This is a genomic window from Leifsonia sp. SIMBA_070, assembly GCF_046534635.1.
In the GTDB taxonomy this organism is placed as follows: domain Bacteria; phylum Actinomycetota; class Actinomycetes; order Actinomycetales; family Microbacteriaceae; genus Leifsonia.
Window position 1 is genome coordinate 642,025 of sequence record NZ_JAWRYK010000001.1, and the last position, 24,210, is coordinate 666,234.

General features: G+C 70.8%; 19 protein-coding genes. 3 read left to right on the forward strand and 16 right to left on the reverse strand.

Annotated elements, in window-relative coordinates:
• Window positions 1-22 precede the first annotated feature (22 nt).
• The 6 genes from SB754_RS02875 to SB754_RS02900 all read right to left on the reverse strand — a co-directional run bounded on the left by SB754_RS02875 (window position 23) and on the right by SB754_RS02900 (window position 6,490).
• Window positions 23-820, reverse strand: coding sequence for a glycosyltransferase family 2 protein (locus SB754_RS02875; protein WP_410780846.1), 798 nt, complete (start codon window positions 818-820; stop codon window positions 23-25).
• Window positions 817-1,689, reverse strand: a complete 873-nt coding sequence (locus SB754_RS02880; RefSeq protein ID WP_410780847.1) for a glycosyltransferase family 2 protein — start codon at window positions 1,687-1,689, stop codon at window positions 817-819. Before SB754_RS02880 ends, SB754_RS02875 begins: the two co-directional genes overlap by 4 nt.
• Window positions 1,686-2,942, reverse strand: a complete 1,257-nt coding sequence (locus SB754_RS02885; RefSeq protein WP_410780848.1) for an ABC transporter ATP-binding protein — start codon at window positions 2,940-2,942, stop codon at window positions 1,686-1,688. Before SB754_RS02885 ends, SB754_RS02880 begins: the two co-directional genes overlap by 4 nt.
• Window position 2,943: 1 nt before the next feature.
• On the reverse strand, window positions 2,944-3,843 hold the full coding sequence (locus SB754_RS02890) for an ABC transporter permease (protein WP_410780849.1): 900 nt from the start codon (window positions 3,841-3,843) through the stop codon (window positions 2,944-2,946).
• 34 nt (window positions 3,844-3,877) lie between these two features.
• A complete protein-coding gene (locus tag SB754_RS02895) occupies window positions 3,878-5,278 on the reverse strand; it encodes a glycosyltransferase family 4 protein (RefSeq protein WP_410780850.1) in 1,401 nt (466 codons plus the stop codon).
• Between the two features lie 129 nt (window positions 5,279-5,407).
• The gene (locus tag SB754_RS02900; protein ID WP_410780851.1) at window positions 5,408-6,490 is read right to left on the reverse strand and encodes a glycosyltransferase family 2 protein; all 1,083 of its coding nucleotides are present in this window, start codon (window positions 6,488-6,490) and stop codon (window positions 5,408-5,410) included.
• 65 nt (window positions 6,491-6,555) lie between these two features.
• On the opposite strand from SB754_RS02900, the gene SB754_RS02905 reads away from it, so the two are divergent.
• Window positions 6,556-9,498: a glycosyltransferase gene (locus SB754_RS02905; RefSeq protein WP_410780852.1), complete on the forward strand. Its 2,943-nt coding sequence runs from the start codon at window positions 6,556-6,558 to the stop codon at window positions 9,496-9,498.
• 70 nt (window positions 9,499-9,568) lie between these two features.
• Here SB754_RS02905 and SB754_RS02910 read toward each other — a convergent pair whose 3' ends face one another.
• Window positions 9,569-10,924, reverse strand: a complete 1,356-nt coding sequence (locus SB754_RS02910) for a hypothetical protein (protein WP_410780853.1) — start codon at window positions 10,922-10,924, stop codon at window positions 9,569-9,571.
• Window positions 10,925-11,056: 132 nt separating this feature from the next.
• Between SB754_RS02910 and SB754_RS02915 the strand changes: the two genes are divergently transcribed.
• Both SB754_RS02915 and SB754_RS02920 read left to right on the forward strand, forming a co-directional pair.
• Complete coding sequence (locus SB754_RS02915; RefSeq protein WP_410780854.1) at window positions 11,057-13,534, forward strand: glycosyltransferase; 2,478 nt, start codon at window positions 11,057-11,059, stop codon at window positions 13,532-13,534.
• Window positions 13,531-14,541, forward strand: coding sequence for a glycosyltransferase family 2 protein (locus SB754_RS02920; RefSeq protein ID WP_410780855.1), 1,011 nt, complete (start codon window positions 13,531-13,533; stop codon window positions 14,539-14,541). The genes SB754_RS02915 and SB754_RS02920 overlap by 4 nt, the downstream gene beginning before the upstream one ends.
• Here the strand turns inward: SB754_RS02920 and SB754_RS02925 are convergent.
• The 9 genes from SB754_RS02925 to SB754_RS02965 form a co-directional block, all read right to left on the reverse strand.
• The gene (locus tag SB754_RS02925) at window positions 14,492-16,102 is read right to left on the reverse strand and encodes a DUF2142 domain-containing protein (RefSeq protein ID WP_410780856.1); all 1,611 of its coding nucleotides are present in this window, start codon (window positions 16,100-16,102) and stop codon (window positions 14,492-14,494) included. The genes SB754_RS02920 and SB754_RS02925 overlap by 50 nt on opposite strands.
• A 76-nt stretch (window positions 16,103-16,178) precedes the next feature.
• Entirely contained in the window at window positions 16,179-17,753 is a 1,575-nt protein-coding gene (locus tag SB754_RS02930; protein ID WP_410780857.1) for a DUF2142 domain-containing protein, read from the reverse strand.
• Window positions 17,754-17,756: 3 nt separating this feature from the next.
• Window positions 17,757-18,134, reverse strand: coding sequence for a DUF2304 domain-containing protein (locus SB754_RS02935; protein ID WP_410780858.1), 378 nt, complete (start codon window positions 18,132-18,134; stop codon window positions 17,757-17,759).
• 1 nt (window position 18,135) lies between these two features.
• Window positions 18,136-18,870 (reverse strand): glycosyltransferase family 2 protein, encoded by a 735-nt coding sequence (locus tag SB754_RS02940; RefSeq protein ID WP_410780859.1) that lies wholly within the window; start codon window positions 18,868-18,870, stop codon window positions 18,136-18,138.
• Window positions 18,871-18,887: 17 nt separating this feature from the next.
• Window positions 18,888-19,787, reverse strand: coding sequence for a glycosyltransferase family 2 protein (locus SB754_RS02945; RefSeq protein WP_410780860.1), 900 nt, complete (start codon window positions 19,785-19,787; stop codon window positions 18,888-18,890).
• Between the two features lie 74 nt (window positions 19,788-19,861).
• Window positions 19,862-21,400 (reverse strand): DUF2142 domain-containing protein, encoded by a 1,539-nt coding sequence (locus SB754_RS02950; protein ID WP_410780861.1) that lies wholly within the window; start codon window positions 21,398-21,400, stop codon window positions 19,862-19,864.
• On the reverse strand, window positions 21,397-22,431 hold the full coding sequence (locus tag SB754_RS02955) for a Gfo/Idh/MocA family oxidoreductase (protein WP_410780862.1): 1,035 nt from the start codon (window positions 22,429-22,431) through the stop codon (window positions 21,397-21,399). Before SB754_RS02955 ends, SB754_RS02950 begins: the two co-directional genes overlap by 4 nt.
• The gene (locus SB754_RS02960) at window positions 22,431-23,525 is read right to left on the reverse strand and encodes a DegT/DnrJ/EryC1/StrS family aminotransferase (RefSeq protein WP_410780863.1); all 1,095 of its coding nucleotides are present in this window, start codon (window positions 23,523-23,525) and stop codon (window positions 22,431-22,433) included. The genes SB754_RS02955 and SB754_RS02960 overlap by 1 nt, the downstream gene beginning before the upstream one ends.
• Entirely contained in the window at window positions 23,522-24,109 is a 588-nt protein-coding gene (locus tag SB754_RS02965) for an acyltransferase (RefSeq protein ID WP_410780864.1), read from the reverse strand. The genes SB754_RS02960 and SB754_RS02965 overlap by 4 nt, the downstream gene beginning before the upstream one ends.
• Window positions 24,110-24,210 lie beyond the last annotated feature (101 nt).

Below are 24,210 nucleotides of genomic sequence, written 5' to 3' on the forward strand. Positions count from 1 at the left end.
GGGCCGACCGGCCGTCGACGGCTCAGCGGCTGTCGTCGAGCTGCAGGTAGCGGTAGAACTCCGCCTTGCGCTCGGCGAGGGTGTGGTGCTGGTTGGTCTCGTCGAGGACGAACTCCAGCGGCGTGTCCACCTTGCGGAGCAGCCAGCCGCGCTTGCGCGCGTAGCCGCACATCCAGATGTCTTCGAGGAACGCGAAGTACCGGGGCAGCGTCGTGAAGAACGAGAGGTCGGAGACGATGTCGAGGTCGCACGCGCAGCCGCCGGTCCCGACGTAGCTGACGCGGTCACCGGGCTCGGCGGGGGTCCGCGCCCAGTAGTCGCCCTCCATGGTCCAGGCCCAGTAGCCCGCGATGGTGTGCGGTCCGGAGGCGTCGAGCAGGTCGGTGAGGAAGTGGTCGCTGATGTCCTGGTCGTCGTCGAGCATGACGAATGTGCCGCGCTCGCCTGCCGTCCACAGCCGTCGTGCCACGAAGAAGCGTCCGAGGCCGCCGATGTTGACCGGGCTGCTGAACAGGGAGACGGAGGCGAGGGCGCCGTGCGCCTGATAGGCCGCGATCCGCTCGCGGTAGTAGGCGTCGTCCGACGGACGGTTGTTCCAGAGGAACAGGCGCACCCGGGTGCCCTGCTGCGCGTCGAGCTGCGTCAGCACGGCGTCGATGCGTTCCCGCCGATTCCACAGGCACATGATGACCGCGAGGCCGTCCGGCTCGCCGTGGCGCAGCAGTTCGCGCATCCGGAACCGACCGGCGCGATACCGGCGCATCGCTGCACGCCAGCGCACGGCGGAGACTGCGCGGCGGGCGAAGGAGGCCGCGCTCACCGGGAGACCCACCACAGACGTCCCCACAGCCCGAGTCGCACCGCGAGCCGCAGCGGAGCGAAGTACCAGGCGGAGTAGCGGCGGGAGAGGTAGCGGTAGGCGCTGTCGTGGTGCGCCTGCTCCATGCGCTTGCGCTCCCGGGAGGTCGAGTGCGCGCCGGTGTGGGTCACCACGGCCTCCGGGATGTAGACGTTCCGCCAGCCCGCCTTGCCCAGCCGGTCGCCGAGGTCGACGTCCTCGAAGTACATGAAGTACCCCGGGTCGAATCCGCCGAGCTGACGGTAGGCCTCGCCGCGGATCAGCAGGCAGGCGCCGGACAGCCATCCCGCGTCGCGCCGCGTCTCGGTCTCGCCTTCGGCGCGGTAGCGCACCGTCCATGGATTGCCCGGCCAGATCCGGCCGAACAGCGCGTGTGCGACGCCGGTGCGGAGCGAGGGGAGGCGGCGCGCGGACGGGTACACGGTGCCGTCCGCGTCCAAAATCTTCGGGCCGAGCGAACCGGCGCCCGGCAGCTCTTCGGCGGCGGCGACCAGCGCATCCACGGCCCCGGGGGTGAACACGACATCCGGGTTGGCGACGAGGATGTAGTCGGGATCGATCGCCGCAGCGTCCACGGCGCCGCGGACACCTCCGCCGTACCCCTCGTTGTCCGGCAGCTCGACGAAGCGGAAGCCGGCCGCGGCGACCGCGGCGCCGACCTCCGCAGCCTCGGCGGACGCGTTGTCGGCCACGACGACCTCATCCAGGTGTCCCGCCGTCGCGAGTGAGTCGAGAAACGGATGGATGGTGTCCGCGGAGTTGTAGGTCACCGTGACCGCGAGGACCTGCGGGGCGGCGCGGCGGGCGTCGCCGGTGGGAGTGCCGGTCACGCCGTCGGCTCGACGACCTCGGGGACGGAGTGCACCATCCCGACCGCGAGCGGGAAGTACGCCACGTCGAAAGAGCACGCCTGCGGCATGTCGGAGAGGTGCTGACCGGCCAGGTGCATCAGTGACGCGTTCACGAAGTACTTGCCGGCTCCGAAGTGCGAGTCGCGCAACAGGAAGGCGACGGTGCGCCGTTCCTTCAGCCGGGAGAGCTCCACGCCGATGCGCTTCGTCGTGGTCCCGTAGACCGGCTGGCCGAGCGTGTTGTCGATCTGGATGGCGCACATCCAGTCGTCGATGCCCTCGTCGTGCTCGAGCTCGACCTCGATGCGCAGGTCGTCGCCGGGGTGCACGGGCTCGCCGGGCTCGCGGCCGTCGGCCCAGGCGCGTGCGCCGACGACGCGGGCGTGCTCGACGGCCGGTTCGCCGTGCTTCGAGGCGTGCACGGCTGCCTCCGCCTCCGCCTCGACCACGCGGCGGTCCTCGAGGATGTTGCGGAACTCGGTCACGGCGCCGCCGGGCTCGCCGTCGTACACGACGTGGCCCTTGTTGAGGAGGATGGCGCGGTCTGCGAGCTCGGTCACCTGGCTGAGGTTGTGGGTGACCAGGATGATCGTGCGCCCCTCCTGCTGGAAGGAGCGGATCTTGTCCAGGCACTTGCGCTGGAAAGCTTCGTCGCCGACCGCGAGCACCTCGTCGACGAGGAGCAGGTCGGGATCGGTGTGCACGGCCACGGCGAAGGCCAGGCGCACGTACATGCCGGACGAGTAGAACTTCACCTGGGTGTCGATGAAGTCGCCGATGCCGGAGAAGCTGAGGATCTCGTCGAAGCGCTCCTCGGTCTCCTCCCGGGTCAGCCCGAGGATCGACGCGTTGAGGTAGACGTTCTCGCGGCCGGTGAGGTCGGGGTGGAAGCCTGCGCCCAGTTCGAGCAGTGCGGCGATACGCCCGCGGCGGGCGACGCTCCCGCTGGTCGGGTCGATGATGCCGCCGATGACCTTGAGCAGGGTGCTCTTGCCTGAGCCGTTGTGGCCGATCAGCGCGACCGTGTGCCCGGCCTGGATGTTCAGCGTGACGTCGCGCAGCGCCCAGAACTCCTCGCGGTGCTCGCGGCCGCGGCCGAAGGCGACCAGGCGCTCCTTGAGCGAGTTGTCCTTGCGGATCACGAAGCGCTTCGAGACGTCGGTGACTCGCACGATCTCGGGCGTCTCGGCCTCTTCCGCGGCCTCCCGCGTTGTCGTCATGTCCGTCGTCATGTCACACCACCTGCGCGAAGTTGCCCTGCAGGCGCGCGAACACGCGCTGGAAGCCGAACAGGAGGCCGAGGCCGACCACGAAGGCGATGCCCATCCGGAGCAGCAGGAAGTCCGGGTACTGGGCCGTGGTGTCTCCGGCCACCCACATGGCCTTCTGGAAGCCGAGCACCGAAAGCGTGATCGGGTTGTCCGTGTAGATGTCCAGCCAGATGCCGTAGCCGAGCAGCTTCGCGACCATGGACCAGGAGTACACGATGGGGGAGGCCCAGAGCAGCAGCAGGAGGATGACCTCCACCAGGTACTGGACGTCGCGCAGGTACACGTTGACCGCCGCGAGCATCAGCCCGAACGCTGTCCCGTAGAGAAGGAGCAGCAGCACGGACGGGATGAGGTACCAAGCCTGCTCGTGCAGCGGCGGCTTGCCGACGACGATCGTCGCGATCAGCAGGATGGCGAACTGGATGATGAAGTTGAAGGCGGCGGAGCCGACGCTGGCGAGCGGGAAGATCTCGCGCGGCAGGTAGATCTTCTTGATCAGACCGGCGTTGCTGAGGATCGACGCGGTCGTGCCGCCGATGATCTCGCTGAACAGCCCGTACGCCGTCAGGCCGGTGAAGACGTAGATCGCGAAGTCGGGGATGCCGTGCTCGGCGCCGAGGATCTTGCCGATCACGATGGCGTAGATCAGCAGCTGGGTCAGCGGGCGGACCAGCGTCCAGACGAAGCCGAGGACGCTGTCCTTGTAGCGGGACTTGAGGTCGCGGCGGACGAGCAGCGAGAGCAGCTCGCGGTGGCGGAGGATGTCCCGGATTGCGGCGAGGGAGCCGCTGGATTTGTCGTCGCCGCTGACCGTCACCATCCGCTCCTGGGAGAGCGCACGATATCGATCCAGTGCAGTCATTCGGTCGTCAATCTGTTCTCGGGCGTTCGATGGATTATAGCTTGGAGCGCCGGGCGGCGACCCAGTTGGAGGCGGCGCGCAGCGGCCGGGTGAGCTTCCACGAGGAGCTGCTCTCCAGACCGTGCACGCGCTTGTGCAGGTCGTTCACGATGCGGGTGCGCTCGGACACGATACCGGCGATCCGGTCGGGCGCCGGCGTCGGGTCGGAGCAGAACGCGACAAGCGGGCGCAGCGTGTGCTCCCAGGTGTGCTCGCTCGCGTACGCGGCGATGTTCGCCGCGATCCTCTCTCGGGCCGCCCCGTCGTAGAGCAGCTCCTCGATCGCCTGCGCGAGCGCATCCACGTCCTCCGGCGGCACCACACGGCCCAGGTCGTTGTCGCGGATGATGTCGGCGAACGTGTCGCCGTCGGTGCTGATGATCGGAAGGGACGCCCAGAGGTAGTCGAGGATGCGCGTCCGGAAGCTGAACGCGGTCTCCAGGTGCTCGTAGTGCGTGCTCACGCCCAGGTCCGCGTCGAGCAGGAAGTCGGCACGGTCGGCATAGGGCACCCAGGAGTCGTTGAAGAAGACCGCCTCGCCGGTGAGCCCGAGGGCGTCCGCCCGCTCGCGGGCCTGCACGGCCATCCGCATGGTGGGGATGTTCGGGTTGGGGTGGACGGCGCCGAGGAAGAACAGGCGCAGGTCGGGGTGCGACCGGCGGGCGACCGCGACCGCCTCGATCAGCGTCAGCGGATCGAACCAGTTGTAGATGCCGCCGCCCCAGACGATCACCTTGTCGTCCGGCCCGATTCCGGGGACGGTGCCCTTGATGCCGTGCCGCTTCTGCACGGGAGGCTCGTTCTGCACGCCGAACGGGGCGACGTCGAGCAGGGAGCGCAGGCTCGGGTCGCGGTCGTACGTCTCGGGGTTGATGCGCGCGAGACCGGCGAGCTGGCCGAGCCAGAAGTCGCGCTGCTTGTCGGAGGCGCAGACCAGGAAGTCGGCTCGCTCCAGCTGGTCGTTCAGCACCTCGACGGTGTCGATGGCGACGGCGAGCCGATCCACCGGAGCGAGGTCCTTGCCCTGCTCCAGCTGCTCCAGATGCATGGGGTCGTAGATGTCGGCGACGATGATGGTGTCCGTCGCCTTGATCCACGGGTGGCTGCGCAGGATGTGCCCCTGGAACACCAGCACCTCCGCCCAGTCCACGTGGGCGCGCAACGCGGTGTCGTCCGCGAACGCGACGTGGAAGCGGTCGCTGGAGATGTCGGCCACGCGGTTCGTGGAGATGAGTCGCACGTCGCCGATGGCGCTGAGCGCCTGGGCGATCTCCCAGGCGCGGATGGCCGGACCGGCCATCAGCTCGCCCAGCGTGTCCGGCGTCACGACGAGGATGCGCCGCCGTGCGGTCGTGGTCGCCTCGCTCGTGCCGGCGCTCGAGTCGGTGATCGACATGGTGCTCCTTGCTTCTGGTCGGGCGGGACGGCCTCCCACCGGCTCGGGCTTGACCGGAGGAAGGCGACACCGCGGGAGGCCTCTCGCCCGCGTACGGGTAAGCGCCGAGCACGAAAGCCGCTCAGGAGGCTACCACCGCTTCCCGGGAAGCAGCCGAGCCGCCCGGTCGGCCAGACGGACCACGCGGCGCCGGCGCAGCATCCCGAGCTGTTCGTTCAGTGCCCGGTTCTCGTCGCGGGCGGCGTGCAGTTCGGCCTCCGTGCGGGACCGGCGGTCGTCCGCCTCGGCGACGCGCCGGTCGAGGTCTGCCAGGGCCAGGCCGATGGCCCGGTCCACCGGCTCCCTCGTGCCGTCGATGGGGCGGTCGGCGACCGGGGAGGGCACCCGCTCGGCGATGCGGGTGTCGAGCCGGTACTCGCCGGCGGCGACTCCGGCCTCGAGCTCCTCCGCATCCGGGTGACGACAGAGGTAGAGCGGGTACAGCACTCCGGCGAGCAGCCGCCGGTAGTCGCGCATGCCGTGGTGGTTGGGGCTCGGTGTCAGGTCCGAGTTCTCGTAGGCGCTGCCGGCGTTGCGCACCTTGCGGCTGTACTGCTCCCAGGAGCGCCAGGGGAAGTGCAGCACCTCCACCTCGAGTCCGGCGGGGACCGGACCGCGGTTCTCCAGGTTGACGAAGTGGTTGCCCTGCACGACCTCGACGTCGGGATCGCCGATGTGGACGGCGTCGTGGGTGGCGTGCGCCTTGAGGCCGACCCGGTTCAGCCCGGCAGTGTCGCGGAGGTCGCGGTAGACCAGGCGCTGCAGGCCGGTGCCGGCGAGGGCGGCCGGGCCGATCATGTCGTGGACGGGCACGTCGAAGGCCTGGATCTTCTTCGGGATGCCGGAGAAGACCTCCGCGAGGGTGGGGCCGTCGGCGCGCGGCAGCCAGAACTCGTCCGCATCCGCGTTGACGACCCAGTCGGCTCCGTGCTCGGTGGCCGCTTCGCGCGCCATCCGCGTGACGGTCACCGCCTGCTGCTTCCGGTGCTCCGGGTCGTGATGGAGGACGATGCGGCCGTCGGCCGCGTAGGACTCGAGCAGTTCGGCCGTGCCGTCCACCGATCCGTTGTCCGTGACGATGAGCGTGTCGACGCCCTGGGCCAGATGATGGTCGATCATCGCGCCGACGATGTCGGCCTCGTCGCGCACCATCAGGGTCATCGCAAGTCGCACAGTCGCCTCCTCGGCACCAGTCTAGGCGGGGCGTCCTGAGCATCCTCCCGGCTAGACTTGCCCGGATGACCCCATGGATGAGCCACGCACAGCGCGCGCTCGGCCGGCTGTTCCCCCCGCAGTCGGCAGCGGGGAAGGTGCTTCGCGCAGGCAAAGAGGCAGCGCGCGCCTTCCGCACCGAGTTGCGCCCCGTCGCGCCCGCGAACGAGGACGAGGATCGCGGTCCCGGCCTGACCGACTACGCCGAGTGGCGGGCGCAGCAGCCTCCGCTCGCACCGCTTCCCGCCGGGCCGGCGACCACCTTCCTGGTCATCGTCGAGACGGCGGCGGCCGGCGACGAGCGCGAGGCCGCTCTCGTTCAGATCACTCTCGACAGCATCGCCGCCCAGGTCGCGCTCGAGCCGCGGACGCTCGTCCTCCCCTCCGGGACGCCGCTGCGCGAGGTGCTGCCGGACGTGGAGGAGGACTTCGTGCTCTTCCTGAAGGCCGGTTCGGTCCTCGACCCCCGCGCACTGGAGCAGGTGGCCAAGGAGCACAGGGTCGACCCGGTGCGCCGGGTCATCGCGTTCGACTCCGATCGTCTCGCCGCCGACGGGACGCGCGTCTCGCCGCTGTTCCGGCCGGTCTGGTCGCCCGAGATCATGCTCGGCGCGAACTACCTGGGCCGGGCGTTCGCCATCCGTGTGCCGGATGCGCGCGCCGCGACCGGCGTGACGCTCGACGACCACGGCGTGTGGCGGCTGCTGCTGCGCTCCGACCTCAGCGACGCATCCGTCGGGCGCGTCCCGCACGTGCTGCTCTCGGTTCCGGACGAACCGCAGGCGGCCGCAACAGCGGAGGACGCCGCGATGGTGGCGCGCGCTCTGCGCGATCGCGGCGAGAACGCGACTGCGGAGGTCGCCCACGGCATCGTCCGCGTCCGGTTCCAGCCTGAGCGGTGGCCCACCGTCTCGATCGTGGTCCCCACCCGGCACGGCCGCGCGAACCTGGAGCGCCTGCTGCCGAGCCTGGCGACGACGGACTACCCGGGGTTCGACGTCACCGTCGTCGATAACGGCGGCGAGAGCGACGAGAACGAGGCCTGGTACGCCGGGCTCGATGCGGGCATCCCCGTTCGGCATGTCTGGTGGACCGAGGAGCCGTTCAACTACTCCCGCGTCAACACCGCGACCGCCCGGTCGACCTCGGGCGAGATCCTCGTCTTCCTCAACGACGACACCGAGATCGTCGACGGCGGCTGGCTGCGCGAACTGGTCGGGATGCTGCACCGCGAGGGTGTGGGAACGGTCGGGTTCCAGCACCGCACGGGAGACGGGCTCGTCCAGCACGGCGGCGTGATGCTGGGCCCGGGCGGGTTCGCCGCGAACCTGTTCGCCGGCATGAGGCCGGACGACGACTCCCTGATCGGGCCGGTGCGCTGGTACCGCGACACGCTGGCGGTCACTGCGGCCTGCGTCGGCATCCGGCGGGAGCTCTTCGAGGAGGTCGGCGGCTTCGACGAGCGCTTCCAGCTGACCGGCAGCGACGTGGTCCTCGGTCTCGACCAGATCATCCACGGCAGGCGCAACGTCGTCATCCCGTTCGACGCGGTGCGGCACTTCGAGTCGCTCACCCGAGGTGCGCACGCGCCGCGGTCCGACTCGTTCGCCAGCTACTGGCGCTACCAGCCGTGGCTGGCCGCTGGTGACCCCTACGTCTCGCCGAACGTGTGCCGTCTGGTCGAGGTCCCCCGGTTCGCCGCGGTCGACGATCCGCCGCCCCTGCAGCTGACGATGGCCGGTCTCGGGCGGCCGTGGAAGTCGGACGCGCAGCAGTCCACGATCTCCGAGGACGCGACGGCACTGCTGCCGCTGGCGACCATCACCGCGGAGGAGGTGGAGCAGGTGCTCGCGACGCACCGTGCCACCACCGGCCGCCGGGAGGTGCGGACGATCAACTGGCTGCTGCCCGGTTTCGACCTCCCCTTCTTCGGCGGGGTCAACACGACGCTGCGGATCGCGGACAAGCTGGCGCGCGAACACGGTGTCGCCAACCGGTTCCTGATCAACGGGCATCCCGCGAACGAGTTCTACGAGTCCGCGATCGTCGCGGCGTTCCCGGGGCTCGCCGGCTCCGAGGTGGGCAACTACTACGGCACGGAGGAGGGCCTCGCGGCCGTTCCGCCCGCCGACGCCGCGATCGCCACCTTCTGGCTGACCGCACGCGACGTCGCCAAGACGCCGGGCACGCCGCGCAAGTTCTACCTCATCCAGGACTACGAGCCGTCGTTCTACCCGGCCAGCACGATGTTCGCGATGACGGAGCAGACCTATCGGCTCGGGCTCTACGGCATCTGCAACACCCGCAGCATGCACGACATCTACGCAGGAGGGTACGGCGGGACCGCCACGTACTTCGAGCCGGCTGTCGACCGGTCGATCTTCCACAGCGACGGCCGCGAGAGGCAGTCCGATGAGCCGGTCACCATCTTCGCCTACGCCCGCGATCACTTCAGGAACTGCTGGGAGCTCGTCTACGCGGCGCTGAGCGAGATCAAGCGGCGCTACGGCGACCGGGTGCGCATCGTCGCGGCCGGTGCGAAGTACCTCCCGCCGAGCGCGGACTTCATCGACCTCGGCCTGCTCGACTACCGGGCGACCGGCAGGCTCTACCGCGAGACCGACATCGGGATCACTCTGCAGATCTCCCGTCACCCGTCGTACCTGCCGCTCGAGCTGATGGCGAGCGGTGCCGCGATGGTGGTTCCGGATTCGCCGTGGTTCCGCTGGCTGTTCCGGCCCGGCGAGAACGCGCGGACCACGATGATGACCTACGAGGAGGTGGTCGCCGGCCTCGACGAGCTGGTGCGCGACGCCGAGAGCCGCCGCCGCATCGCCGCGGCGGGCGAGGCAACCATCGACGCGGCCCACTCCGACTGGGAGGCCGCCCTCGACGGGATCTACGACTTCCTGTGCGACCCCGAGGCGACAGCGCTGCCGACGGACGCGCCGCAGTGGGTGGCGCCCTGACTTCTGGCGCCCTGACTTCTGGCGCCCTGACTCCTGGCGCCCTGACTCCTGGCCGTCAATCCGTCACGGCTCAGCCGGCCGGAACCACCAGCGACGCGACGTAGACGACGACGCCGAGACCCGTGAGGATGCCGAGCGGCACCCTCCGCTTGGGGAACAGCAGCGCGGCGCACGCCAGTGAGAACGGGAGCAGCGAGATCCCGTAGCGCGACGGAAGCGGGAACGGGTACGTCCCGAGCGACAACTGCGTGACCACGGTGAGCACGGGCGCCGAGACGACGACCGCGATGAACGTCGCCAGCGCCAGGGCGGCCTTCCGGCGGCCCCAGCGGGAGACGATGACGAGGCCCAGGACTCCGGCGATCGCGAGCCAGGTGGTGATGAGCTGGATGATGAGCCCCGGCGCGCGCATGACCGTTCCGGTATCGCCGACGCCCGCGGCGGCTCCGCCGAGGAACGACCCCGCCTGCGAGATCAGCTGGGTGATGCCCAAGGGAGGCGGCGGGGCGCCGAGCTCGGGCGCCGGGCCCACGGCGACTGCTGAGCGGAACGCCAGCCAGACCAGCTGGATCGCGAAGGCGGCGACCACTCCGATCACGGCGGACAGCGCGCGACGGTCGCGGAAGAGCGCCCCGATCCAGGCCCAGCGTCCGGTTCGCGCGCGGTATGCCGGGATGGCGGCGCGGATGATGAGGAAGATGGCTGCGGCCGCCACAGCAGCGAGGTTCTGGACCTTCAGGAGTGTGACGAACGCGGCTCCGGCGGCGAACCAGGCGATGCCGCGGCCGCGGAGGTCGACGAGGGTCGCTAGGAAGAGCATCAGCGCGCCGGCGGGCAGGGCGGTCGCATCCGTGCTGACGTACGTGTTGGACCAGTAGGCGGGCAGCGAGCCGACGATCAGCAGGGTCGCCCCGAATGCGGCCGGTGTCGGCAGGCGCAGCCGGCGCAAAGCGTAGAACATCAGGAGCGCCGCCGCGGCCAGCCACAGGGCGCCGGCGAAGCGGCCCGCGTCGGTCAGGTCGACGCCGAACCAGGTGAGCGGCTGGGCGAGCACCCAGGTGATCGCGAAGTAGGCGGGGCTGTAGATGTCGGCAGAGGTCTTGCCGTCGATCGGGAAACGCTTGTCGTTCTCGGCGACCGTCCGGGAGCAGCGGTCGTCCGGTGTGGGAGCCAGCAGCCGAAGCCCGCGGCAGCCGAGCTGCGTGCGGGCGTAGAGACCGGCCTCCTCACCGCGGTGCACGACACCCTGCGTGGGCACCTTGGCGAGGTAGTCGATGTACTGGTACTCGTCGATCGGGGACAGCGTCTTGTGCTGCGGCACGTGCACGATGCCGACCAGCAGGGAGGCGATGACGAGCAGGACCGGCGCGAGCAGCGCCCGCCGGCTCACCCGTCGGCGGGGTGCGGCAAGAGGGGCAGAACTCATGGATGGGGCCTCACGGGACGGCGGTCGGACGACCGCACCAGCCTAGCGGGGCGCCGGCCGAGGCGGGCGGTCGGGCGGCCGCCCGGGCCCGCTTGGTAGGCTGGCGGGCGGATCCGCCAGGGAAAGGACCCCATGCCCACCACGCGCCCCGGAGTCGTCTCGGTCGTCCTCGTGAACTTCCGAGGCACCGACGACACGCTCACCGCCATCGACCACCTCGGAAGGCTCGACTGGCCCGCCGACCGGCTCGAGATCGTGGTGGTGGAGAACGCGTCCGGCGACGACAGCGCCGAGCGCATCCGCCGGGAGGCGCCCCACGTCGTCCTGATCGAGTCCAAGGCGAACCTCGGCTTCGCGGGCGGCTGCAACCTCGGTGTGCGGTCGGCCTCGGGCGAGTACGTCGCGTTCCTCAACAACGACGCCAAGCCGGACGCGCGGTGGGTCCGTGCGGCCGTCGAGCGGTTCGAGTCCAGTTCCCGCGTCGGCGCCGTCGCCAGCCGGGTGCTCGACTGGGACGGCGAGAAGGTCGACTACATCGGCTCGGCCATGACCTGGTTCGGCCAGGGCTACAAGCCGCTGACCGCGCAGCCCGTGCCCTCCACGCCGGACGTCCCGAAGGACGTGCTGTTCGGCACCGGTTCGGCGATGTTCGTCCGTCGCTCGGTGTACGAGGCCCTCGGCGGCTTCGACGAGCGCTTCTTCATGTTCTTCGAGGACGTCGACCTCGGCTGGCGGCTCAACCTGGCCGGACACCGCTTCGTCTACGAGCCCGCGTCGCTGGCCTTCCACAAGCACCACGCCTCGATGTCGTCGTTCGGCGCCTTCAAAGAGAGCTATCTCCTGGAGCGGAACGCGCTCTTCACGCAGTACAAGAACCTGGGGGAGGAGGCGCTGGCGACGGCGCTTCCGGCGACCCTCGCGCTGACCGTCCGGCGCGGCGTGGCCAAGGGCGGCCTCGACTCCACCGAGTTCGACCTCCGGAAGGGCGGCTCGAACGATCCCACGATGGAGATCGACAAGGAGACGGTGGCCGCTGTCTACGCCATCGACCAGTTCGTGGAGCACCTGCCGGGGCTCACCGCCGACCGCGAGCGCATCCAGAGCACCCGGGTCGTCGCCGACAGCCGGATCTGGTCCCTGTTCGGCGAGACCGACGCCCCCTCGTACACGGATGAGCACTACCTCGAGGGCTACGACAAGCTGGCCACGGCGTTCCCGGTGACCGAGAGCCCTGCGGTCACCCGCGTCCTGATCATCACGGGTGACCCGATCGGCGCGAAGATGGCCGGGCCGGCCATCCGCGCCTGGAGCATGGCCGAGGCGCTGTCGAAGGACAACGTGGTGACGCTCGTCTCGCTCGCCGGCATCGAGCCGGTGTCGGCCCCCTTCCACGTCGTGCACGTGCGCCCAGGAGACGACCGAGCCATGCGCGCCCTCGAGCGCGAGAGCGATGTCATCGTGTTCCAGGGCCTCGCGATGGCGCTGTTCGAGAGCCTCCGCAAGACCGACCGGATCATCGTCGCCGACGTCTACGACCCGATGCACCTGGAGCAGCTGGAGCAGGGCAAGGAGCTCGGCCGGGCGCAGTGGGACAAGCAGGTCCTCGACGCGACCGACGTGCTCAACGAGCAGCTGGAGCGCGGCGACTTCTTCCTCTGCGCCTCGGAGCGCCAGCGGCACTTCTACCTCGGGCAGCTCGCCGCCCTGGGCCGCATCAACCCTGCGAACTACGACGACGACCCTGACCTCGACGGACTCATCGACGTGGTCCCGTTCGGGCTCTCCGAGACGCCGCCCGCGCACGAGCGCGACGTGCTGAAGGGCGTGCTCCCCGGAATCGGGGCGGACGACAAGCTCCTCCTCTGGAGCGGCGGCCTCTACAACTGGTTCGACCCGAAGTCGCTGATCGAGGCCGTCGCCCGGCTCTCGGAGACCCACGACGACGTCCGGCTGTTCTTCCAGGGCACCAAGCACCCGCACCCCGGCGTCCCGGAGATGGGCATCGTCGCGGAGTCGCGCCAGCTCGCCCGCGACCTCGGCGTGCTGGATCGAGCGGTCTTCTTCAACAGCTCCTGGGTCGACTACGCCGACCGGCAGAACTACCTGACCGAGGCGGATGCGGGCGTCAGCACCCACTTCTCGCACGTCGAGACGACCTTCTCGTTCCGCACGCGCATCCTCGACTACCTCTGGGCCGGCCTGCCGATGGTGGTCACCGAAGGCGACCACTTCGCGCAGCTGGTCGAGGAGGAGAAGCTCGGCGTGGTCGTGCCCTCCGGCGACGTGGATGCGCTGGTCGCGGCGCTCGAGACGGTGCTCTACGACGAGAAGTTCATCCGCGCGGCGAAGCGCAACGTCGCCCGTGTGCGGCAGCGCTACTTCTGGGGCGTGGTGCTGGCACCGCTGGTCGACTTCGTCGCCGACCCGCGTCACGCGGCCGACCTGCTCGCGCGCGGGGTGGTCGGCTCGGGAGCTCCCGTCCGCCGGACCACCACGCGGCGCAAGAAGCACGGCATCCGCCACGATGTGGGGCTGTTCTTCCACTACATGCAGAACGGCGGCCCGACGGTCGTGGTGAAGAAGATCCGGAGCCGGCTGGGGCGGCGGTGACGGACGTGCAGCCCGCGGGCGCACCGGGGATCTCGGTCGCGCTCTGCACGCACAACGGCGCGCGGTTCATCCGGCGCCAGCTGGCGGGCATCCTCGCCCAGACGCTCCCGCCGGAGCAGCTGGTGATCTCCGACGACGCGTCGGCCGACGACACGCTGTCGATTCTGGAGCAGGAGCTGTCCGCGCACCGTGCGTCCGGGGCGCCGACGCCGCGGACGCTCATCCTGCGCAACGAGGCCCCGCTCGGGGTCACCGCCAACTTCGAGCAGGCGCTGCGCGCGTGCGACGGCCACCTCATCGCGCTGAGCGACCAGGACGACGAGTGGGAGCCCGACAAGCTGGAGCGGATGGCGGCGTACTTCGCGTCGCGCCCCGGGCTGGGCTTCCTGCACACCGACGCGACCCTGATCGACGACGACAGCCGCCCGGCCGGAGGGACGTTGTTCGGCGTCCTGGAGGTGACGGATGCCGAGCGCGCCGCGGTGCACTCGGGCCGCGCCTTCGACGTGTTCGTCCGGCGCAACCTCGCGACAGGGGCCACGGCGATGATCAGCGCCGAGCTGCTGCAGGCCGCGCTGCCCTTCCCGCCGGAGTGGGTGCACGACGAGTGGCTGGCGATCCAGGCGGCCGCCCGCGACCGGCTGGAGCTGAGCGAGCGTCCACTCACCCGGTACCGGCGCCACGACGAGAACCAGATCGGCGCGGGGGACCCGACGCTGCGCCACAAGGTGGGCCGCGTGCTCGGCCGGCGCGGTGACCGGAACCGCATGCTCGCCGTCCGGTCGCGACTGCTGGCCGACGCGCTGGCGACTGCCGAGGGGGTCTCCGGCGACCACAGGGCGCTGGCCGAGGAGAAGGCCGTGTTCGAGGCGACGAGGGCGGGCTTCCCCGCCAACCGCCTCGCTCGCGCCGTCCCGGTGCTGCGCCTGGCCGCTCGCGGGCAGTACCCGCGCCTCGCTAGCCGAGGACGGCTGGACGTGCTGCGCGACCTGCTGCAACCCGCCTGACCTGAGCCCGGATGGGCTCGGACGCCGTCGCCCGGAACAGCAGAACGGCCGCCCCGGCGTAGACGACGGTCGCGACGATCAGCACGGTGACGATCCCGCCGGGCGGAGTCCAGGCGGGGGAGCCGAACAGGAACGTCCGGAACGACCCACCCGATCCCACGGCGTAGCGGCGCAGCACGGTCTCGAACGCCCAGAGCTGGCCGATCGCCGCGCCGGCGACGACCAGGATGCGCAGGCGCAGCCAGGTATGCCGGGAGCGGAATGCGTCGCCGCCGAGCAGCGCGGCGAGTCCGATGACGAGGCAGAGGAACAGCGGGAGGTTGTAGCGGCCCTGCCAGATCATCCCGCCACCGTGGATGTAGACCGCCTGAACGATCGCGGGGAGCAGCAGGAAAGCGGCCACGAGTACGGCGGCGACCAGCAGCCGGCGCCCGCGGAGGACCAGGAGCGCACCGAGGGCCAGCGCGCCGATCGCCACTCCCCAGGCGTAGAGCACACCGTCGGGCGCGGGGGTGTCCAGCCAGCCGAACAGTCCCACCAGACCCTGCGAGTACCCGACCGTGCCCAGCAGCACCCGCTGGAAGCCGGTGACCGGCGACGCGCCGACCCCCGGGAACTGCAGTGCGTCGTCCGGGTGAGCGATGGCATTGGCGAGCGAGTTGGTGCCGAGCGTCCATCCCACCGCCGCGATCGTGCCCGCGACCACCGTGGCGACGGCGACCAGCACGGCCGGCGTCCTGAGCAGTTGCAGGATGGCGCCCCGGCGGGCGAGGAGCAGCGGCACGACGAGCGCGGCGAGCACCCACAGCGGGGACAGGCCGCGGGCGTTCACGGCGACGACCGCGGACACGGCCACTACGGCGGCCCGCCCGCGCAGGCGCGCCGGGTCGGGGGAGAGCGTCACCGCCAGCATCCCGCAGAAGACAGCGAGCGTCGCCGTGGCCTCTACCGCGCTGGGGTTCACCGTGCCGCTCAAGAAGATCAGCATCGGCGTCGCGGCGACCCCGAAGGCGAGGATCGGCAGCCGACGCTCGCGGAGGCTGGACACCACGGCGAAGGCCAGCGCCGCGAACAGGGCGGTGAGGACGGCGCTGGCGATGCGCATCGCCACCAGGCCGCCCGCGTCGTGGAAGAGCAGCGACGGCCAGCCGACGAGGGCGTAGTAGAGCGGGTTGTAGAGCCCGGCGGAGGTCGGTGCGACGACGGTCGCGGCCGGATCCTCGCCGGCCGGGAGCGGGCAGGCGGCCGGCACGGAGGGGCGGAAGGCGTAGCAGGTGGTGCGATGGGCGTCCGCGACGTACTGCGGGACGTGCACCAGGTTTCCCCAGGCGGACGGGTCGCCGAACAGCTCACCGCGCACGACGCTGGCTGCGCGGACGATATGCGCCGGTTCGTCCGGCGAGGCCGACGGCGGGGTCGCCCAGGCCCAGACGGCCCCGAGGATCGCGAACACCGCCCAGGCGGCGAAGAATGCGCGCACCGGTGTGCCGGGGCGTCGACCCGACGTGAGAGCGAGGATCCGCGGGGCCGGGCGCGTGGGCGTCTCGACGGAGGCGGTCACCGGAGCGCGTCGGACGTCAGCGTCCGCGGGCCGGCAGCGGTGGCAGGATGCACGGCCACACGATAGCGGACGCCCGTTATGAGACGGGAGCGGTGACGGCCTGCGGCGTGTCGTCGGTCACGCGGAGCACGGAGCGCAGGGCCAGCCACGAGCCTCCGGCCAGGAGCAGCGCGAAGATCACCAGGAGCACCAGGTTGCCGCCCGGCGGCGCCCACGGCGGCGAGCCGAGCAGGAACGCCTTGAGCGACCCGCCGTCGCCGACCGAGTAGCGGCGCAGCGTGTTCTCGAACGCGTAGAACTGCGCGGCCGCCAGCGCGACCACGACGATCCAGCCGAGCCTCCGCCACGCGCCCTCGCCCACCGCGAAGGCGATCCTGTCCGACAGCAGCACGGCGAGCCCCACGATCAGGCAGAGGAACAGCGGGAGGTTGTACCGGCCCTGCCAGATCACTCCTCCGCCGGTGATGTACACGCCCTGGACGATCGGGGGCAGCAGGACGAAGGCCGCGAGCAGCAGCCCGGCCAGCAGCAGCGCCCGCGAGCGGAGGAGGGTGAAGGAGGCGAGCAGCAGCACGCCGATCGCCGCCGTCCACACGAAGAACACTTCCGGTGGCGCCGGGGTGTCCAGCCAGCCGAACAGCCCGATGACGCCGTGCGCGTACTCGACCGTGCGCTCGAGGGTGATGAAGAAGCCGCTGAACGGATTGGTTCCCACACCGGCGAAGTGCTGCGGCGTCGACTCGGGATGGTCGACGGCGTTGAGCAGCGAGTTGCTGCCCAGCGTCCACGCCATCGCGGCGATCGTCCCGGCGACGACCACCGCGGCGGCGACGAGCACCTGACGCCGGCGCAGCAGCGCCCAGAAGGAGCGGCGGTCGAGGAGCACGAGCGGCAGGGCCAGCGCCAGCAGCACCCACAGCGGAGACAGGCCGCGGGCGTTGACGGCGACGAACCCGGAGACCGCCACCACCGCAGCGGCGAGGCCGAGCCGGACCTCCGGACCGCCGCGCACGATCGACAGCACACCGGCGAACACCGCCAGGGTCGCGGTGGCCTCGAGCCCGTTCGGATTGACGGACGCGTTCAGGAAGAGCGTGAGCGGCGTCACGGCGACGGCGAAGCCGAGCACCAGGAACGGCGACGGGTGCCGGCGCCAGAGGACCAGGAACGCGAGTGCGGCGAACAGCGAGGCGAGGATGCCGCTGACGATCCGCATCGCATAGATGCCGGCGTCATTCGAGAAGAGGAGGCTCGGCCAGCCGACCGCGTAGTAGTAGAGCGGGTTGTACAGCCCGGCGGTCGTCGTCCCGGTCGTCAGCGCACCGGGATCCCGGGGGTCGGCCTGCGGGCAGTTCGCCGTGACCTCGGGATGGAAGGCGAAGCAGGTCTCGCGCTGGGTGTCGGCGATGTAGCGCGGGACGGTCACGACATGGCCGTCGGCGGAGGGCGTCCCGACCAGCTGCCCCCGGACGACGCTCGCCGCGCGCACGATGTGCGCGGGTTCGTCCGGCGACCCGGAGATCGGAGTGGCCAGCGCCCAGACGGCCGACAGCGCGGACAGCAGCGCCCACACCACCAGGAACACCCGCCCGGGCGTCCACGTGGCCCGGACGGCCGTGCGGGACGCGCCGCCGGCCGTGGTCGCCCGCACCGGTCAGTCCTTCTTCTCGGTCAGTGCCGTCACCCGGGCCGTGAGCTCCTCGAGCTCCAGCTGCTGGATGGCATGCCGCTCGGCCAGGGTGCGCGTCTTGCTCTCCAGCTGGGTGAGCTCCGAGCTGTGCTGGATGCAGACCAGGAACAGGACGGCGATGCTGACGAAGAACACCAGGTTGACGGGGAGGCCGATGCCGATCAGGCTGCCCAGCCAGTCCAGGATCTGGGGGAAAATGCCGATGATCAGGGCGAGCGTCCCCGCGACCAGCCACCAGATCGCATGCCGTTCGCGCATCCGGCCGCGGCGGAGCATCTCGATGACGACCACCAAGGTGAGCAGTGCGGCGACGATCCCGAAGATGTAGGAGAGCAGTGACATGTCAGACCACCGTCGTCTCGGTGATCGCGGCGCGCGGGCGGATGACGGCGACGACGAGGGCGAGGAAGGCACGCGCGAGGTACACGGCCGACTTGAACGGATTGTGGCTCGGCGTGCCCGTCGTCCGCGGGCGCATCGAGACGGGGACCTGGCTGACCTTCAGCCGGGCACGCGCGGCGATCACGAGCGCCTCGACCGTGTCGCCCAGGTACTCGGCCGGGTAGGCGCGGGCGAAGAGGGCGACGGCGCGCGGGCCGTTCGCCTTGAAACCGCTCGTGGTGTCGTTGAGCTGCGTTCCGGTGATCCGGCTGAGCACGACCGAGAGCAGGCGCATCGCCCACTTGCGGGGCCCGCGGACCGCGTAGGCGCCCTCGCCCGAGAAGCGCGCGCCGATCGCGATGTCCGAATCGGCCAGTGCGTCGAGCAGCGCGGGAACGCCTGCCGGGTCGTGCTGACCGTCCGCGTCGATCTGGACGACCACGTCGTACCCGTTGGTCAGGGCGTACTGGAAGCCGAGGCGCATCGCGCCTCCGACGCCCATGTTGAACGGCAGGCGGGCGACGAGCGCGCCGGCGGCGGTGGCGCGCGCCGCGGTCGCGTCGAGGGAGCCGTCGTCGACGACCAGGACGGAAACGCCCGGGAGCTTCTCGCGAACCTCTGCGACCACCGTGGCGACCGACGCCTCCTCGTTGTAGGCGGGCATGACGATGAGCGTCCGTTCGAGGGACGGGGGCATGGGGTTCACCTTACTGGTCATCGCGCCGCCCGATTCGTGAACACATGGCGGAGGAGGGAGCTGCGGCCGTCGCGGTCGCCGACGCGGATCGCACCAGGGAGCTTCGTCGCGGCATTGAGGCGGCTGGTGACGTGGCGCCGGGCCGCGCGGGCGGCGCGCCGCCATCCCATCGCGTCGAGGTGTGCGGCGACGTCGTGGAAGAACCGTCGCTCCTCGTCGAACCGGCCGCCGTAGCGGGCGGTCGACGACGAGACGCTCGCCTCATGCCGGCGGTAGCGGAAGGTCGGCTCGGGAAGCAGCGCCATCGTCCCCCCGCGGGTGATGATGGTCAGCTGCAGGGCCAGGTCGAGGACGATCTCGTACTCGGGGTCGAAGCCGTTCGCCGCGCGGACCGCTTCTGTGCGCCAGCAGATCGACGGGAAGTACGTCCAGTTGCCGCGCAGCAGGCTCACCGCGAGGCGCTCTCCCTGCAGGATGACCGGGTGCGACTTCGACGGCCGGGACCAGCGCTTCACGCGGTCGGCCAACGGCAGCACCGCGCGGCCGCGATCGGAGATGACGCTCACCTGCGGCTGGAAGTAGGACGTGCCGGGGAAGCGCGCGACGGCCGACCTCATCTGTGCGATGTAGCCCGGCTCCAACTCGTCGTCGCAGCCCATCAGCACGAAGTGCTCGCTCTCGACCAGCTGGAGGGAGCGCGAGAAGTTGCCGCTCACGCCGAGGTTCGTCTCGTTGAGCAGGTACTGCACCCGCGGGTCGCCGATGCTCTGCACCCATTCGCCGGGCGTACGGTCCGGATACTGGTCGTCGATGACCACCAGCCGCCAGTCCGGGTCGGTCTGGGCGAGGACGCTCGTCACGGCGGCACGGAGCTGATCCGGGTCGCCGTAGAACGGCATCATGATGTCGATGGTCACGTCGGGGAGGGGGCCTTCGTCGGGTTGGGTACCTGGCTCGGTCGTTACTATCTTCGCACGCGGAGATCGGGAGCTCAGGTCAGAGCGGCTCGGCGGCGGAGCCCGAACGTGCCCGTCGGCCAGGAGATGACCGCCGCTGCGGCGAGGGCCGCGAGGAAGGCCAGCGAGCCGACCACCCACACCCAGATCGGGCCGAAGGGCAGCGACCACCACCAGTCCGTGCCCGCATCCAGGTTGAGGCCCTGTGCCGCCTCGCCCGTCACATAGCGCCGGAGGTTCGTGTACAGCGCGACGTGGTTCGCGATCCATAGTCCGCCGACGATGAGGATCAGCTGCACCCCGGAGAGGCCGAGTCCCAGCCGGCGGAAGCCCCACAGGCTGACGCCGACGAACAGCAGCAGCAGCGGGTAGATGTAGCGCGGCTGCACGCCGTTCCCGACCGTCACCCGGTCGTGGACGAGCACGTAGAGCGGGACGACGACCAGCGCAACTCCCACCAGGCCGACGGCCAGCGCCTTGCGCAGAGGCGCGTAGCGGAGAGCGCCGAAGGCGACGCCCGCGACGAGGACCACCGACGGCACCCAGACGATCGCGGGCATCAGCGTGTCGAGCCAGCCCAGTCCCCAGGTGCCGAGCGAGCCGGTCCACAGGGAGGGCAGCTGCAAGAGGTTGGCGACCGCGAGCGCGAGGGTCTGTCGCCCCGAGAGCGGCGCGGCCGTCTCGGGGTTGATGACGCCGCCCTGGCTGCCGGTGAGGAAGAAGACGACGCAGACGATCGCGAGCACGAGCGTGAGGATCGACCGGAGCCAGAAGTCGCGCGTCCGCTCGGCCTTCAGCAGGACCACCACGACCATGGCGAGGACGGAGTAGGTCGCAGCGTCGGAGCGCGCGCCGGCGCCCATCAGGGTGGCGACCGTCGCCAGGGCGCCCAGGCCGATCATCCTGCCGCGGCTCTGCGCCTCGTAGAAGCCGACCAGGCACAGCCAGAGGGTGACCGCCGAGATCGCGGCCCAGCCGGACGGATTGACGCTCGGGATGATGAACATGCCGAACGGCACCAGTGCGATCGTGCCGCCCCAGAGGACGAGCCCACGCCGGGGAGGCGACAGCAGGAGGAACAGCGCCGTCAGCAGTCCCACGAACAGCAGGCAGTTGAACGCGCGCATGGCGAGAACGGAGGCTGCGGTGTCCTGGCTGACGAAGACGCTCATCGTCAGGTAGAACACCGGCGGGTAGCCGTGGTCGTTGAACGTGCCGCGCTTGGACTTCTCGAGCTGCTGGGACGCTGCGTCGGGGCAGCGGCCGCTGTGCAGGATGTCGAAGGCGTAGCACTTGGCGGCCTTCGTCACGGAGGCCGGGACGCGCTTGACGCCGGGGTCGGAGGTCGACTCGCAGAGCCCGGCGCGGTCGCCCTGGGCGCACCAGATGCTGCCCAGGTGGTAGTCCTCGTCGGGGCTCGCGCCGACCGGCGAGGCGAACGCCCAGGAGAGCAGGGCGACCAGCAGGGCGACCGGGATCAGCGCCGCGATCACCGTGCGCACGGGACCGAGACCGAACAGGCCGCGCCTGGGGGCCGTCGGTGCGGCCTCCACGTACTCCACGTCGGCGGTCATCGGGCCGTTCCCGCCGGTCCGGCGACGCGATCGACGACGACCTCGCGCTCCTCGGCGGCGGACTGCATCACGGCCTCGGCGACGGCCAGCGTCGCGAGCCCCTGCTCCATCGTCACGATGCCCGGACGGCCGTGCAGGATCGCGTCGCGGAACGCCTCGTGCTCGATGCGCAGCGGCTCGCGCTTCTTCAGGGCGTACCGGATGACCGAGCCCTCGGCCACGCCGCGGAAGGCGGAGACCGCATCCCACTCGGTGGCGTCGGTGCCGTTCTCGTAGAACGTGAGGTCACCGCTCAGCGTGTCGGCGACGAAAGCGCCGGACTCGCCGGTGACGACGGTGATCCGCTCCTTCATCGGCGACATCCAGTTGACCAGGTGGTTGGTGATGATGCCGTCGTCGAGGCGGCCGTTGAAGGCCACCAGGTCTTCGTGCGGGCGCCCGCTGCGACGAGAGGTGTTGGCGTGGACGGTACGGAACGGGCTCTGCGCCAGCCAGGAGGTCAGGTCGATGTCGTGGGTGGCGAGATCCTTGATCACGCCCACGTCCGCGATGCGCGCCGGGAAGGGGCCCTGGCGCCGGGTGGCGATCTGGTAGACGTCGCCCAGCTCGCCGGCCTCCAGACGCATCCGCAGGTTCTGCAGGGCCGGATTGAAGCGCTCGATGTGGCCGACGGCGCCGACCAGGCCGCGCGAGCGGAACGCCTCGGTCATCCGGGCGCCCTGCTCGACGTCGGCCGCGATCGGCTTCTCGACCAGCGCATGCACGCCGGCGTCGGCGAGGCGGAGGGCCACCTCCTCGTGCATGGTCGTCGGGACGGCGACGACGGCCGCGTCGATCCCGGAGGCGAGCAGCAGGTCGAGGCCGGCGTGGACCGGCACGCCGCCGATGTCGGTCTCGATGGCGAAGGGGTCGACGACTCCGGCGAGCTCCACGCCGTCGAGCTCGCGGATCACGCGGGCGTGGTTGCGTCCCATGACGCCGAGGCCGATCACGCCGTAGCGGAGGGCGGCGCCGGAGCGCGGGGCGGCCATCAGCGTCCCGCCTGGGCGAGCGCGTTCACGGCCGTGACGATGCGGTCGAGGTCGGCCTCGGTCAGCGACGGGTGCACAGGCAGCGAGAGCACTTCGCGGGCCGCGCGCTCGGTCTCGGGGAGGACGTCGTTGCGCCCGAAGGACGGCAGCCGGTGGACGGGGACCGGGTAGTACACGCCCGAGCCGATCCCGTACTCCTCACGAAGCGCGCGGGCGAAGCCGTCGCGATCCTCCGGGACGCGGATCGTGTACTGGTGGTAGACGTGCTCGATATTCGCGGCGACCGGGGGAGTGACGACGCCGGAGAGCTCCCGGTCGAACCGGGCTGCGTTCCGGCGGCGGTCCGCCGTCCAGCCCGCCAGCTTCCGGAGCTGAGCACGGCCGATCGCCGCGTGCAGGTCGGTCATGCGGGCGTTGAAGCCGGCCAGCTCGTTGCGGTACTGCGCCTCCATGCCCTGGTTGCGGAGCAGGCGGACGCGGTGGTCGATGTCCGCGTCGGCCGAGACCACCATCCCGCCCTCCCCGGAGGTCATGTTCTTGGTCGGGTAGAGGCTGAACATGGCGAACGCGCCGAAGGTGCCGACGGGGCGGCCGTCGATGGTGGCTGCGTGGGCCTGGGCCGCGTCCTCGAACAGCGCGAGGGAGTGGTCGTCCGCCAGGCTCTGCAGTCCCGCCATGTCGGCAGGATGGCCGTAGAGGTGGACCGGCATGATGGCCGCGGTGCGGGGGCCGATCAGCTGCGCGACGGAGGCCGGGTCCAGGGTGAAGCTGTCCGGGTCGATGTCGGCGAAGACCGGCTCGGCGCCGGCCAGGACCACGGCGTTGGCGGTCGCGGCGAAGGTGAACGACGGGACGATGACCTCGTCGCCCGGGCCGATCCCCGCGGCGAGCAGGCCGAGGTGCAGTCCCGAGGTGCCGGAGTTGACCGCAGCGGTCCTCCGCCCGTCGACCAGGGCCTCCGAGAACTCGGTTTCGAATGCGGCGACCTCCGGCCCCTGGGCGAGCATGCCGCTGCGCAGCACGGCGTCGACGGCGGTGCGCTCCTCGTCCCCGATCAGGGGTCGGGCGGCCGGGATGAATTCTTGCTGGGTCATTCGATTCGTTCGAGAGCGCCGTTCGCCTCTCGGTACCTTTCTCCGGATTGCGGGCAGGTCCATACGCCGCCCTCTTCGCGCAGGGGGACCCCCGCGCGCCCGACCCAGCCGATGCGGCGGGCCGGCACACCGACGACGAGAGCGTGGTCGGGGACGTCCTTGGTGACGACCGCGCCGGCCGCCACCGTCGCCCAGCGGCCGACGGTCACGGGGGCGACGCACACGGCGCGCGCACCGATCGACGCGCCCTCGAGCACGGTCACGCCGACGGGCGTCCAGTCGGAGGCCGACTTCAGCTCGCCGTCGGGGCTGACAGCGCGCGGGTACTGGTCGTTGGTGAAGACGACCGCCGGACCGATGAACACGCCGTCGCCGACCGATGCGGGCTCGTAGACCAGCGCGAGGTTCTGGATCTTGCAGTTGTCCCCGATGGTCACGCCCGCTCCGATGTAGGCGCCCCGGCCGACGATGCAGGAGCGGCCGATCGTGGCGTTCTCGCGGACCTGCGCGAGGTTCCAGATCTTCGTCCCCTCACCCACGACCGCGTCTGCGGACACGTCGGCGTCGGAGGCGACGAAGGTCACGTGGCGGTCCTCTCGGGGTTGCGGCGGACACGGAAGCGGCGTCCGCAGTCGAAAATACCAGTTCCTCGCTCGGAGGGCCGTGTCACAGCCTTCCGCTTCAC

Excerpts from the sequence above, each read along its gene's own strand:
- SB754_RS02885 (WP_410780848.1), bottom strand. The coding sequence starts at position 2,942 with ATGACGACGGACATGACGACAACGCGGGAGGCCGCGGAAGAGGCCGAG.
- SB754_RS02890 (WP_410780849.1), bottom strand. The coding sequence starts at position 3,843 with ATGACTGCACTGGATCGATATCGTGCGCTCTCCCAGGAGCGGATGGTG.
- SB754_RS02895 (WP_410780850.1), bottom strand. The coding sequence starts at position 5,278 with ATGTCGATCACCGACTCGAGCGCCGGCACGAGCGAGGCGACCACGACC.
- SB754_RS02905 (WP_410780852.1), top strand. The coding sequence starts at position 6,556 with ATGACCCCATGGATGAGCCACGCACAGCGCGCGCTCGGCCGGCTGTTC.
- SB754_RS02910 (WP_410780853.1), bottom strand. The coding sequence starts at position 10,924 with ATGAGTTCTGCCCCTCTTGCCGCACCCCGCCGACGGGTGAGCCGGCGG.
- SB754_RS02915 (WP_410780854.1), top strand. The coding sequence starts at position 11,057 with ATGCCCACCACGCGCCCCGGAGTCGTCTCGGTCGTCCTCGTGAACTTC.
- SB754_RS02935 (WP_410780858.1), bottom strand. The coding sequence starts at position 18,134 with ATGTCACTGCTCTCCTACATCTTCGGGATCGTCGCCGCACTGCTCACC.
- SB754_RS02940 (WP_410780859.1), bottom strand. The coding sequence starts at position 18,870 with ATGCCCCCGTCCCTCGAACGGACGCTCATCGTCATGCCCGCCTACAAC.
- SB754_RS02950 (WP_410780861.1), bottom strand. The coding sequence starts at position 21,400 with ATGACCGCCGACGTGGAGTACGTGGAGGCCGCACCGACGGCCCCCAGG.
- SB754_RS02955 (WP_410780862.1), bottom strand. The coding sequence starts at position 22,431 with ATGGCCGCCCCGCGCTCCGGCGCCGCCCTCCGCTACGGCGTGATCGGC.
- SB754_RS02960 (WP_410780863.1), bottom strand. The coding sequence starts at position 23,525 with ATGACCCAGCAAGAATTCATCCCGGCCGCCCGACCCCTGATCGGGGAC.